A 13728-nucleotide genomic window follows, 5' to 3' on the forward strand; every position below is an offset into this window, starting at 1 on the left:
TTCAAGAAATTTGAAGAACAATTTATTCAAATTCCATCTTATTGCTTGAGAGCTAACCACGTTCATTTCGCTTTTCTTTGATCTAGCTCCATAAACGAACTCTTGACGGCAATAAGCTGAAATTTCAAGAAACTTGAGGGACAGTTTCGTATAATTCTGCCTTAATGCCAAAAAGCTGAAGGGGTTTGTTCAACTTTTCTTGGTGTCTAATTTTTAAATGGAATCTTGGCACGGAAAATAACACCTTTAGGATTTAACTCATGAACAGAAAGCTTGCCGTGATGTTCTTTAACAATCTGCTGTGCGATAGCCAGTCCTAAGCCAAAGCCACCGCTGTTTTTATTGCGGGAACGTTCTTCGCGATAAAAACGTTCAAAGATTTGTTTTTTATCTTCATCGCTGATATTAGCCCCAGTATTACGTACTTCTAATAGCCAATCATCATGGGTAATTTGGGAAAGTAAGATGATCTTATCTTTTTCTTGCGTGTATTTTAGTGCATTGTCTAAAAGAATAACCAAGAGTTGATGAATCTTTTTTTCATCGACTATCACATTTTCATTAGCATAATTTTCTAAAATAAAAGTTTTATCCTCTAGGCCTGCAATTTCTTGAAAAGGTTTGGCTAACTGAGAAATAAAGGATTGTGTTTGTAAAGTATTTAAAGCCAGGGTTGTTTCATTAGCATCGCTTCTGGCAATCGTCAGCAAATCATTTGTTAAAGAAGTAAGCCGCCTGGTTTCATTTAAGGCTTGGGCAATGGACTCAGACTCTTCTAAAATCGTTTGATTTGGTCTCGTAAATAACTTTTGCAAACTATTTTGAATAATTGTTAAAGGGGTTCGTAATTCATGAGAAGCATTTTCAACAAATTCTTGCTGCTTTTGCCATGCTTTAATAATGGGAGCCATATTTTTTTTAGAAAGAAAATAACTAACAGCTAAAGAAAGCAGCCAAAAAATCACCATACATACAATTAAAATAGTTTTGAAAGTTTGCAAAGATGCGTCAATTTGATCCGTATTTTCCAACAATTGAATATAAGCAACATCTTCTTGCGGAGTATCTAATTTGCGGGTAATCGAACGAAAATGAAGTGTTTGATCATCAGTTTTCACACTCAAAGTTTGAATCGTTGCCAAGTTATTTTGCGATAGTTTTAAATTTTGTAATTCTGTAAAACGACCGCCTAAAACGGCTTTATTCAAAATTTTACCATCAGCACTCCACAAAATGATTTGAGAGTTAAAACGATTATTCCGGTTTCCCATTGGGGGCAAATCTGATTTTTGCATTAAAAAAGGATTGTCTTCTTTCAGCCGAGTGATTTCAGTTGTAATCGTGCGCTCATCTTGGCTAATATTTTTTAAAGATTCATCTGTTTGACGGTAAGCTGAACTTTGTAACAGCTGCAAAACGATAAATCCTAATAAAAGAAAAATAAGCGCAAAAGCGCCAGCATTTAGTAAAAAGAATTGGCGGCGTTGTTTTTTGGAAATTTCTGTATTCATCTTTTACCCCTGTTCTTGCAATAAGTAACCAACATTGCGCAATGTTTTAAAGTCATTTGCGATTCCGGTGGGCTTTAAATGCTTGCGTAAATGGCTCATGTAGACTTCTACCACAGTAATGGTTGTATCAGAATCAAATCCCCAAATACGATCAAAAATTTGTTCTTTTGTTAAAATGACGCCTTTGTTTTGAATAAAATAAACGAGCAATTCAAATTCTTTTCCTTGAATGGGCAAAACAGTCTCCTGAAAAGTCACTTGATTACTTTGTAAGTTGCAGCTAATAGGGCCATAAGATAAGATACTTTCTTCATATAAACCTAAGGAACGTTTCAAAAGTGCTTTTACTCGCAACAACAATTCTTCGCGATAAAAGGGTTTTGTCAGATAATCATCGGCTCCTTTTTGAAAACCAGTTACTTTATCATCAATACCATCTTTGGCCGTTAAAATCAAAACAGGTGTTTGAATATTTTGCTCCCGTAGCTTGGCTAAGACTTCATAGCCATTTATTTCGGGTAACATTAAATCTAATAAAATGACATCGTAAATATTACTTTGCCCTTCAAATAAGCCTGTTTCACCATCAAAAGCTTGGGTAATTTCACCTAAGGGTTGGATAATTTCTTTTATATTATCAGATAGAGTCTGTTCATCTTCGACAATAAGTAATTTCAACATATTTTTCACCTCGTGCTCATTTTATCATGTTTATCCTAAATGAAACTTAATTTGCTTTTTAAAAAAAGTCATTGATTGGCTTTAAGCTAAGTTTAAGCTCGTGTAAATATGCTAAGGCTGTAATACAGCAAAAATAACAGGAGGGCATAAAATGAATTTCTTAAAACGGGCTTATCAAAGTCTTTGGGCCAAAAAAGGCCGCAGTCTATTATTGATTGCTGTTTTTGCCGCGATTTTAATCTTTGTTTTAGCTGGGCTAACGATTAAAAGTGCTGCTGAAGTAGCAAGTGAAAATGCTAAAAAAAGTGTTGGGGCTACGGTGACGCTTGCGACAAATCGAGAGGCAATGTTTAAAACAAATAGTGAAAATTCTACCGGTGAAAGTGAAAAACCAGATCCTGGTAGTTTTGAAATGACACCGGTAAAATTAAGCGACGCCAAAAAAATTGCAGCTTTAGCGGGCGTAAAGTCTTATTCCTTTGAAGTGAGTACTTCGGCTGATAAAAGCAGCGGTATTGAACCGATTTCTAGTGAAAGTAGTGAAAATACTGATAGTACTGATAGTGAAGAATCTGCCAATGCGCCTGCAGGACAGATGCCAGGCGGAAAAGGTCAAATGTCACAAGGCGACTTTCAGATTACAGGCGTTTTAGCAAGTGGGGCGTATTCTAGTTTTTCTGCTGGTACGGCAAAAATTACATCCGGCGAGGCATTAACACAAACAGACGAGAATAGTAATAATGTCTTAATTGAATCTTCTCTTGCAGAAGCCAATGATTTAACAGTCGGCGATACTTTCAAAGTAAAAGATAGTGATGATAAAGAAGTCACAGTTAAAATCAAAGGAATTTATGAAACAAGTGATAGCGGCACAAGTATGGGGATGCGTTTTAACTTTATGAATCCAGCCAATACGATTTTCACTTCTTATACATTGGCAAACGACTTAAAAGGTAGCGACAGTGCCGATACGATTGATTCGGCTGTGTATGATTTATCAGATCCAAAAGAGATGGAGAGTTTTGTAAAAAAAGCTGACAAATTAATAGATACCGATACTTACAGTTTACAGACTAATGATCAAATGTATCAACAGATGTTACAACCGTTAAATAATGTGGCGGGTTTTGCCAAAAATATTATTTTGTTAGTGGCAGTTGCAGGCGTCATTATTTTGACTTTAATTGTGATGTTAACCATACGCGAACGCCGTTATGAAATTGGTGTTTTATTATCATTGGGCGAATCACGTTTTAAAGTAATTTTGCAATTTTTTAGTGAAATTTTTGTTTGTATGCTTTTTGCATTAGTAATTGCAACATTTAGTGGCAATGTCGTTGGGAATGCGGTTGGAAATCAATTATTAGCACAACAAAGTGAAACAACGGCGGTGGCGACTACTAATCAAGGTCCCGGTGCGAATACACAAGGTGGCAAACCAGATGGACAAGGGATGCAAGCCCAAGGCGGCAATCAAGGTCCCGGAGCACAACGCGGTTTTGGCAGTGCATTGCAAACAAGTGAAGAAGTAAAAGAACTGAAGATTAGTGTTTCTCCAACTGAAATTGCCAGCCTGGCAGCAATGGGTCTATTTATCAGTATGTTTGCTATCTTACTGGCTAGTGTCGGAATTTTACGGTTAAATCCTAAAAAGATTTTAGTCTCGTAAATATTAATTACAAATTAAAGGAGGAACAACACATGATGCTAACAACTGAAGATTTGGGCTATTGGTATGAACCAGACGGGCCATTATTTGAAACGGTAAATTTGAATTTTGAAGCGGGAAAGCTTTACGCTATTTTGGGTAGTAGCGGGTCGGGCAAAACAACCTTTTTATCCTTAATCACTGGATTGGATACGCCAAAAGCCGGAAATATTTTATATAATGGTCAATCCTTAAAAGAAATTGGCTTGCAAGAATATCGCCGTAAAGACGTTTCTATTGTTTTTCAAGCTTACAATTTGTTACCTTATATGTCTGCGGTGGATAATGTTTTAACCGCAATGGCCATTGCCAAAACACAACAGAGTGACCCAAAAGCTTATGCTTTAGATAATCTGGCGCAAGTGGGAATTACAAATGATTTGGCTGATAAAAAAGTAACCCAACTTTCTGGTGGGCAACAGCAACGAGTAGCGATTGTGCGCGCGTTATGTTGTGATCATGGTTTGATTGTAGCCGATGAACCGACAGGAAACTTAGATGAGACCACATCAAAGGATATTGTTACCTTGTTTCAAAAAATTGCTCACGAACAAAATAAATGCATTATTTTAGTTACCCACGAACAGGAAGTAGCGGCTGCTTGTGATGCGGTTTATGAACTAAAGAATAAAGAATTTCAACAGCTTATTCGTTAGATAGTTTACATTACTGCGTGGCATACGCATAAATACTCCTTTATTTGCTAAAAAAATAGTTCTCCTTCATACTAGATGAAAAGATTGCGATTTATTGAATAAGGAGAGAAAAGATGCGCTTTGTAGTGGATGGTGATGGTTCACCGGTAAAAAAAGAAGTGATTGCATTAGCAAAAAAATATCGTCGCGAGGCTTTAATTGTAACGAGTGTCGATCATTATACAACAGAAACCTATCCTGATTTTGTTCATTTCATTTATGTGGATAAGGGGGCCGATAGTGCCGATTATCGCATCGTAAAGGAAATTCAAGCCGGTGATTGGGTAATTACCCAAGATTATGGTTTAGCGTCATTAGTTTTGCCCAAAGGTGCCCGCGTTTTTCATCATAGTGGTAAAGAATATTTACCAGAAACAATTGACCAATTGTTGGAGCAACGTTATTTAGGGGCTAAATTAAGAAAAGCTGGTCAACGCACGAAAGGCCCCAAAGCTTTTACTTCAGAGGAACGGCAAAGGTTTGTTGCAAAGTTAGAAAAGCTATTAAAAGAAGTAAAATAAAAGCGATGTCCAACTAGAAAAAGGAATAACTTCTAGTTGAACACCGCTTTTTTGGGTAAGAGGATTCTATCTTTTTCACAAGAGATAAAGTTTGATATACCAAGGATATTGTCTAGCTATGGCCGTGGAGAGCAGGGGGCGTTCATGCTGGATTTTTTATATAGAACCAAGATGTCCCTACTTTTTGAAGCGGCGGTAAATATAGCTAATAGCCAATAATAAGATCGTCACAAAAGCGGCAGTATAGCCAAATAATCCCAAATTATCAACAAACTGTGGCTGGGTATCTGGACTTGAAACAACTAATAAGGAAGAACTTAAAATCACAGCTGCTAAAACTACGGCTACGACGATACGATTGACCATCGCTTCTAGTCGGTCCAAAATTTGTTTTTGCTCCTTAATTTCTAGATTAACGCGGCTTTTGCCATTACTAACAGTATCTAAAGCGTTACTGATTTTTTCCGGCAAATTCGGTAAATTTCGTAAGTTTTTAAATAGATTTAAGCCTTGACGTTTGGCTTCTTCTTTTAAGTCAAATTGTTTAAAGAAATATTTTTGGGCGAAATTTTGTAAAACTTCCATCATTGAAAGTTCGGGATCTAAATCTTCCACAACGCCCTCCAATGTTCCAAAGGCTTTAATTAACATCGTGACAGCTTGATCCATTTGTAGATTATTCGCATGACAAATTCCGATAACTTGACTTAATACTTGTTGTAAATCTATTTCTTTTAATGAGAGATGATAGTATTCGGTTAAAAACTGTTCCAATTCGTCGTGAAAACGATACTCATCAAAAGGTCCTTCTTGGCGACATAAACGCAAAACAGCTTGGGCTACAGCGGCAGTATCTTGGGTATAAAGGGCAATAACTGCATCGGTCAATTTGCCGCGCAAAGCATCATCCAAACTACCCATCATGCCAAAGTCCAAGTAAATCAGGCGATATGGGGGTAATGTTGGTTGATTTTTCCAAGTTGCCTCGTAACCTAAGAGGCCAAAACGACCCACTCGTACATTGGAAGTAGCTTCGACAGCGGGATTGACCATGTGTAAAAAAAGATTACCAGGATGAGGATCTGCATGAAAAAAGCCATCTTCAAAAACTTGTTTCATAAAAGATTCAACTAATAAAAGACCGATTTTTTTCTTTAATTCTTTATTAGTAACACTCTTGTATGCAATTTTTTCAGGAGAATCATCCAGTAAATAACGTAAGCTTTTTCCCGCCATAAATTCTAAAACAATAACTTTTTTTGTACAATATTCGTGGAAAACTTGTGGAACTTTAATTTCATGCCAATCATTGTTGTTTTTATAAAAGCGGTCTGCATTTTTACTTTCTTTTAGAAAATCAGTCTCATTATCTAAAGAAGTACGTACCTCTCTTAGAACACTCCGTAAATCAACAACGTTAGCTTCTGGAATTTTTGAAATTAGCGGAATTGCTTTTTCAAACAGTGCTAAATCAACATTAATGGCGTCAATGATACCTGGATGCTGGACTTTGACCACTACTTTTTGACCACTTTTTAGTGTCGCTTTGTGGGCTTGTCCGATGGAAGCAGAGGCAAAGGCTTTTTCTTCAAAGTCGCTGAAGATGTCTGAAATGTTCAAATCCCATTCATTTTCTAAAAGCGTTTTTACTTTTGCGAAGTCATCGCTTTTGACGTCATCTTGCAAACTTTTAAACGCTTCGATATAGGCCGGCGAAAGTAAGTCGGTGCGAACAGATAACATTTGCCCAATTTTAATAAAAGTCGGTCCTAATTCTTCAAAAGCGGAACGAACAGCAGTTGGATTTTTTTGCTGGCTAAAATTTTGAATGACTTTGTATTTGGTAAAGACCTTGATAATGGTCTGTAAACGTTTCTTTTTTGAAACTTCTTGGCTCATTGTGACACCTCCTATACACCGTTTGATCAAACTAAGACTGCATGCTTTTCTTCTATGGTACTGTTTAAACGCTTTTGTGACAAATAATTCAACTAAAGTCAGTCTGAGACGGGGAAAAAAGCAAATGGCAGTCATAAAACTGCTACGAGAACGTACGACTTTGGAAATAATATGTCGCGAAAGGTTTTTTTGTGCTAAAATGTGAGAGATAAAAAAGATGTGAGTTGATCACGGGAGGAAATACTTTTGAAAATCGTATTATTATATGGCGGTCGCAGTGCCGAGCATGATGTCTCAATTCTTTCAGCTTATTCAGTGCTGAATGCGATTTACTACGACTACTATCAAGTCCAACTAGTTTTCATCACAAAAGATGGCAAGTGGGTCAAAGGACCATTGCTAACTGACAAACCTAAAAATGAATCTGTTCTTAAATTAACTTGGGATGTAGAAGATGCTACTGGCGAAATTATTTCACCAAGTACAATTAAAGAAGAGGACGCAGTTGTTTTTCCATTATTACATGGACCCAACGGAGAAGATGGGACGATTCAAGGTTTCTTAGAAACCATTGATATGCCTTATATTGGGGCGGGAGTTTTAACAAGTGCTTGTGGCATGGATAAAATCATGACCAAATATATTCTACAAGCTGCGGGTATTCCACAAGTACCTTATGTGCCAGTCTTGAAAAATCTGTGGAAAGAAAATCCTAAACAAATTTTTGAGCAATGTGAAGGAACGCTGTTATACCCAATGTTTGTTAAGCCAGCCAACATGGGTTCTTCTGTCGGCATTTCAAAAGCTGAAAACAGAGAAGAATTGCAAAATGCATTGCAAGAAGCGTATAAATATGACACGCGGGCAATTGTCGAACAAGGAATTGAAGCGCGGGAAATTGAAGTTGCAATTTTAGGTAACGAAGATGTTCGGACTACTTTACCTGGTGAAATTGTAAAAGATGTCGCTTTTTATGACTATAATTCCAAATATATCGACAACCAAATTATCATGCAGATTCCGGCTGAAATACCAGAAGACGTACAACAAAAAGCACAAGATTTTGCTAAAAAAGCCTACGTTATGCTAGGTGGAAGTGGCTTGTCGCGTTGTGATTTCTTTTTAACGAATAAAAATGAATTGTTCTTAAATGAATTAAATACAATGCCAGGTTTTACCCAATATAGCATGTACCCATCATTGTGGGAAAAAATGGGCCTAAAATATGGGGACTTAATTGAAGAGTTGATTCAATTAGCATTAAAACGTTTTGAACAACGGCAAAGCTTTTTAACCGACGTGAAATAAAGAAAAGGTGAGATGATTCTTTGCAGAATATCTCACCTTTTTTAGTCTTTCATATAAGAAATTTGAAGCCAGTTTTTTAAAGGGTCAACTGCATCCAAGTACCTTTTCTTATTAATATGAATAGAATGGAGACGAAAATGAACTTAACCATTAAAGAAATTGCTATTTTATTTGAGCAAGAAGAAATCAAAGCGGAAACGGCTATCTCAGGTGTTGAATTTGATAGCCGTAATATTACTCCCGGGGGACTATTTGTTCCGTTGGCTGGTGAGCGTGACGGCCATGACTTTGTCACAGCTGCTAAAGAAAATGGTGCGATTGCGACCTTTTGGAGTCAAGATATAAAAAAAGCACCCCAAGATATGATTGTCATTTTTGTTGAAGATGTTTTAGGTGCGTTTCAAGCTTTAGCACAATATTATTTGCAAAAAGTGCGCCCAAAAGTTGCGGCTATCACAGGTAGTAATGGTAAAACAACGACAAAAGATATGACGGCGGCTGTAATGGCAACCCAATTTAAAACTTATAAAACACAAGGAAATTATAATAATAATATTGGCATGCCATATACTATCCTGCATATGCCGGTAGATTGCGAAGTTTTGGTTTTAGAAATGGGCATGGATCACGCCGGAGAATTGACAGAATTATCTTTATTAGCGCAACCCGATGCAGCGGCTATTACTATTATAGGTGAGGCTCACATTGAAAATCTGGGTTCTCGTGAGGGCATTGCAATTGCCAAAATGGAAATTACCGCCGGTTTAAAAAGAGACGGCTTATTGGTCATTCCTGCGGATGAACCTTTATTAACGCCACTTGTTACGGATTTACCACAAAAAATTACTACATTTGGTTTGAATGATGGGAATTTAACGGCAACTATAACAGCAGAAGATAAAACAAAGACAACATTCCTGATTGATGAGATTGAATATACCATCCCGGTTATTGGTGGCTATAATGTTAACAATGCGCTGATTGCTTATGCTCTAGGAAAATATTTTGGCGTGTCTTTAGCAAATATTAAAAAAGGATTGGCTGAATTTCAATTAACTAAAAATCGGACAGAGTGGCTGACGGCAAAAAATGGCGCACAGATTTTAAGTGATGTTTATAATGCCAATCCCACTGCAATGGGTTTAGTCCTCGATACAGTCGCCAATTTAAAAACAGAAGGACGCAAGTTAGCAGTTTTAGCGGATATGTTGGAATTAGGGCCGGATTCTGCTGACATGCACGGGAGTATGGCCAATCACATTGACGATCGCTTTAATGTAATTTTCTTATATGGCAATGAGATGAAAGCCTTGTTTAATGCTTTAACGCAAAAAGATAGCCAGCTAATGGTTTATCATTTTGATAAAGAGAATAAAAAAGAGCTCATCAAAATGATTCAAGCAGAACTAAAGCCTAAGGATACAATTGTTTTAAAGGGCAGTAATGGTATGGGGTTAACAGAAGTTGTAGCGGCATTGATTTAAAAAGTAGTCATTTTTTGTTCTTTTACTTCTATTTTATTGCATATTAGATTTGAAAACTTGCTGAAAGTTTCATTCTGTGTTAAAATGACGCGATACCGAAAATCAAGGGTAAAGTGAATTTCACTTTTTGAAGTTAAGAGGACGGTACAAAAGTAGACAATGATTGAGCTAAAGCATAGAGATATGTTTTGAAAGTTAACTCGGCTTTTTGATTGTGCCTCTTTTGGCCCTCCTCTTTTGCTATTTGGCAGCAGGCTGCCGAGAGTTATTTTCGGTAGAGGGCATCAAATACAATAGATAAGAACCACATCTCAAGGAGGAAACTTTTGAAATTTAACGAACTTAATTTATCACCTGAATTATTGCAATCTGTCGAGCGGGCCGGCTTTGAAGAAGCAACCCCTATTCAGGCAGCAACAATTCCATTAGCATTAGCAGGTCGCGATGTAATCGGCCAAGCACAAACTGGTACTGGTAAAACAGCTGCTTTTGGTTTACCAATGTTGGAAAAAATTGATACCAATGACCATTCATTGCAAGGACTTGTAATTGCACCTACTCGTGAACTTGCGATTCAAACGCAAGAAGAATTGTACCGTTTAGGACGGGACAAAAAAATCCGCGTACAAGCCGTTTACGGTGGCGCTGATATTGGTCGCCAAATTCGCGGCTTAAAAGATCGTCCCCATATCGTTGTTGGGACACCGGGTCGAATGCTAGACCACATTAACCGTCACACATTGAAATTAGGAACTGTTCGGACATTAGTCTTAGACGAAGCTGACGAAATGTTGAACATGGGCTTTTTGGAAGATATTGAAAAAATTATCTCCCAAGTTCCTGCAGAACGCCAAACATTACTATTTTCTGCGACGATGCCTGCAGCAATTAAAAATATTGGCGTAAAATTCATGAAAAATCCTGAACATGTTCAAATTGAAGCCAAAGAAATGACTGCTGATTTGATTGATCAATATTATGTTCGGGCCAAAGATTTTGAAAAATTCGATGTTATGACACGTTTATTAGATGTTCAAACACCAGATCTTGCGATTGTGTTTGGCCGGACAAAACGTCGGGTAGACGAATTAGCACGTGGCTTAGAAGCTCGTGGGTATCGCGCTGAAGGAATTCATGGCGATTTATCACAACAAAAACGGATGAGTGTTTTACGCGCTTTTAAATCGGGTCAATTAGATATTTTAGTTGCTACCGATGTGGCTGCCCGCGGATTGGATATTTCTGGTGTCACACATGTTTACAACTATGATATTCCACAAGATCCTGAAAGTTACGTTCACCGTATCGGCCGTACTGGTCGTGCCGGTAAAGGCGGAATGTCTGTTACTTTTGTAACACCAAATGAAATGAGTTATTTGCATGTCATTGAAAACTTAACGAAAAAACGGATGTCAACATTGCGTCCCCCAACTGAAAAAGAAGCTTTCAAGGGTCAATTAGGTGCTGCGGTACAACAAATTGAAGATGGCTTAAAAGAAAATGGTTTGGAACGTTACATGACTACTGCAGAAAAACTGATTGAAGGTTATGACCCAGAAGTTTTAGTCGCTTTGTTACTAAAAACGATTGCCAAAGATCCAGCAGACGCTGTTCCGGTTAAAATTACACCAGAACGTCCTTTGCCAAGTGGTAAAAAAGGGTTTAATAAAAATAGCCGTCGTGGTGGTAGTGGTGGCGGAAACAATCGCAACCGTAAAGATGGTGGCAATTACCGCAATAAAAACAAAAACAGCCATTATAACAAAGAAGGTCAAAAACGCAACGACCGTCGTCGTGATGACCGTCGACAAAATGATGGTGGCGGAAAACGCAACTTCGTTATTCGCAACAACCAAGATTAATGTGAATTAGCTCAAAACAACGAATCAATTTATCTTGATTCGTTGTTTTTTTTATAGGGATAGGTAATGAAATTATAAGATTTTCACAATAATAAAGATGAGATACCAAGGCTTTGGATGTCTCACTACCCGGAGGAACACTTAGCGATATTAAGTCAAAATTACCAGAAACTTGAGAAAAATTTCGTATAATTCTTCCTTAAGGGTAAAGCATTACCCACTTTTTTTTCACTCTTCTGGATGTCGAGCTTCAAGAGCGAACTAGCTCCAGCAATAAGCTGACCGAATCCGGTCAGCTTTTCATATTTGTTAACAAAAATATAAATTTTGGTGTAGATAAGATTTACAGTTTTTATTTAAAAAAGGGTTTACATAACACTGGTATTTGCGTTACGCTTGAGTTTGAATAAAAATCACTTTATAATAATCAGTTACAGCTTTTTGAAAGATGTGAAGTCTTTTAATGGTTTTTCTCGCGACATTTGGTAGAATAATACTAGTAAAAAGCATCATATGAATTACACGAAAATTGTATTGTGGGAGTTTACAAATGATAAAAGGAATTGGCATTGATGCTGTTGAATTAAGTCGAATTAAAAAGATCATAACTGAGAAACCACAATTTGCTAGTCGTGTTTTAACACAAAAAGAATTAACCATTTTTCAAGGGTTACCTTTTAAACGACAAGTTGAATTTTTAGGTGGACGTTATGCTTGTAAAGAAGCCTTTTCTAAAGCATGGGGAACGGGAATTGGCAAAGTGACTTTCAAAGAGTTAGAAATACTTCCCGATGCGTTTGGGGCGCCCAAAATGACAGCCTCTCCTCATAATGGACAAGTTTTTGTTAGTATTACTCACACCGACGAAACTGCATTTGCCCAAATTTTATTAGTAGATTAAGTTTGTTTAAATAGAGAAAGAAGGAAAAACCGTGGTTACATCCATTCACCGACCGACTAAAGCGATTATCGATCTAAGCGCTATTACTCAAAATATTGAAAATATCTTGCAACAATTATCGCAAGAAATGAACCTTTTTGCTGTGGTTAAAGCAGATGGGTATGGTCATGGAGCAGTGGCTGTAGCCAATGCCGCTTTAAAAGCTGGTGCGAACGGTTTTTGTGTGGCCACAATTGATGAAGGCATTGAATTGAGAGAAGCGGGGATTACCCAACCGATTCTAGTTTTAGGTGTAGTAGAGACGGCTCATATACACTTATTGAGTGAATATGACCTAGCTTTTCCGGTGACAACGTTGACGTGGTTAAAAGATGCAGCAATGATACTTCAGTTAGAACAATTACCACGATCACTAAAAGTCCACTTAAAGGTCGATACAGGAATGGGACGAATTGGATTTTTGGCTTCTGAAAATGTAAATGAGGCAGTTCGTCTCATTGAATCTATTCCTCAAATAGAATGGGAAGGGATTTTTACACATTTTGCTACAGCTGATCAAGCTGAAAAATCATATTATGAAATACAAAAAAATCGATTTATGGCTATTTTGGAACAATTGCCTTATCAGCCGCTTTATGTTCATGATAGCAATAGTGCTACTGCCTTATGGCATGAACCTATTGGGAACTTAGTTCGGTATGGTGTGGCACTATATGGTCTGAATCCTTCTGGTCAAGCAGTAGCAGCGCCGTATAAATTGAAAGCAGCGTTAGAGTTAGTTTCGGCAGTTGTTCAGGTAAAACAACTGCCGAAAGATTATGGCATTGGTTATGGCGAAACGTATATTACCCCCAAACCAGAATGGATTGGAACTGTTCCAATTGGTTATGCAGACGGTTGGTTACGAAAACTACAAGGATTTCATATTTTAGTTGATGGCAATTTTTGCGAAATTGTAGGACGGGTTTGTATGGATCAAATAATGATTCGTTTGCCTCATGAGGTGCCTGTTGGAACAAAGGTAACATTGATTGGGAAAAACGGTGGACATGAGATTACATTACAACAAGTTGCAGAGAAATTAGAGACAATTCACTACGAAGTTGCTTGTGGCATTTCGCCGCGAGTGCCACGGGAATATATTGAATGAGGATGAGG

Annotated in this window: 11 protein-coding genes; 8 read left to right on the forward strand and 3 right to left on the reverse strand. The window is 37.5% G+C overall.

The window, feature by feature from the left end:
• Positions 1-206 precede the first annotated feature (206 nt).
• Both RK01_RS12810 and RK01_RS12815 read right to left on the reverse strand, forming a co-directional pair.
• A complete protein-coding gene (locus tag RK01_RS12810; RefSeq protein WP_016173708.1) occupies positions 207-1511 on the reverse strand; it encodes a sensor histidine kinase in 1305 nt (434 codons plus the stop codon).
• A gap of 3 nt (positions 1512-1514) precedes the next feature.
• Positions 1515-2192, reverse strand: a complete 678-nt coding sequence (locus RK01_RS12815) for a response regulator transcription factor (RefSeq protein ID WP_016173709.1) — start codon at positions 2190-2192, stop codon at positions 1515-1517.
• 151 nt (positions 2193-2343) lie between these two features.
• Here RK01_RS12815 and RK01_RS12820 point away from each other — a divergent pair, with 151 nt between their 5' ends.
• The 3 genes from RK01_RS12820 to RK01_RS12830 all read left to right on the forward strand — a co-directional run bounded on the left by RK01_RS12820 (position 2344) and on the right by RK01_RS12830 (position 5116).
• Positions 2344-3861: an ABC transporter permease gene (locus RK01_RS12820; protein ID WP_016173710.1), complete on the forward strand. Its 1518-nt coding sequence runs from the start codon at positions 2344-2346 to the stop codon at positions 3859-3861.
• A gap of 32 nt (positions 3862-3893) precedes the next feature.
• Positions 3894-4556: an ABC transporter ATP-binding protein gene (locus RK01_RS12825; RefSeq protein WP_016173711.1), complete on the forward strand. Its 663-nt coding sequence runs from the start codon at positions 3894-3896 to the stop codon at positions 4554-4556.
• A gap of 113 nt (positions 4557-4669) precedes the next feature.
• Positions 4670-5116, forward strand: coding sequence for a YaiI/YqxD family protein (locus tag RK01_RS12830; RefSeq protein WP_016173712.1), 447 nt, complete (start codon positions 4670-4672; stop codon positions 5114-5116).
• 177 nt (positions 5117-5293) lie between these two features.
• On the opposite strand, the gene RK01_RS12835 is transcribed toward RK01_RS12830, so the two are convergent.
• On the reverse strand, positions 5294-7015 hold the full coding sequence (locus RK01_RS12835) for an ABC1 kinase family protein (RefSeq protein WP_016173713.1): 1722 nt from the start codon (positions 7013-7015) through the stop codon (positions 5294-5296).
• A 246-nt stretch (positions 7016-7261) separates the two neighbouring features.
• On the opposite strand from RK01_RS12835, the gene RK01_RS12840 reads away from it, so the two are divergent.
• From RK01_RS12840 to alr, 5 genes are all read left to right on the forward strand, one after another.
• On the forward strand, positions 7262-8323 hold the full coding sequence (locus RK01_RS12840; protein WP_016173714.1) for a D-alanine--D-alanine ligase: 1062 nt from the start codon (positions 7262-7264) through the stop codon (positions 8321-8323).
• Between the two features lie 137 nt (positions 8324-8460).
• The gene (locus RK01_RS12845; protein ID WP_016173715.1) at positions 8461-9807 is read left to right on the forward strand and encodes a UDP-N-acetylmuramoyl-tripeptide--D-alanyl-D-alanine ligase; all 1347 of its coding nucleotides are present in this window, start codon (positions 8461-8463) and stop codon (positions 9805-9807) included.
• A gap of 326 nt (positions 9808-10133) precedes the next feature.
• Complete coding sequence (gene cshA / locus RK01_RS12850) at positions 10134-11669, forward strand: degradosome RNA helicase CshA (RefSeq protein ID WP_016173716.1); 1536 nt, start codon at positions 10134-10136, stop codon at positions 11667-11669.
• Between the two features lie 550 nt (positions 11670-12219).
• A complete protein-coding gene (acpS, locus tag RK01_RS12855; protein WP_016173717.1) occupies positions 12220-12570 on the forward strand; it encodes a holo-ACP synthase in 351 nt (116 codons plus the stop codon).
• Between the two features lie 31 nt (positions 12571-12601).
• On the forward strand, positions 12602-13720 hold the full coding sequence (alr, locus tag RK01_RS12860) for an alanine racemase (RefSeq protein WP_016173718.1): 1119 nt from the start codon (positions 12602-12604) through the stop codon (positions 13718-13720).
• The last annotated feature ends 8 nt before the right edge of the window (positions 13721-13728 follow it).

The organism is Enterococcus dispar ATCC 51266 (assembly GCF_000406945.1).
Classification (GTDB): domain Bacteria; phylum Bacillota; class Bacilli; order Lactobacillales; family Enterococcaceae; genus Enterococcus_C; species Enterococcus_C dispar.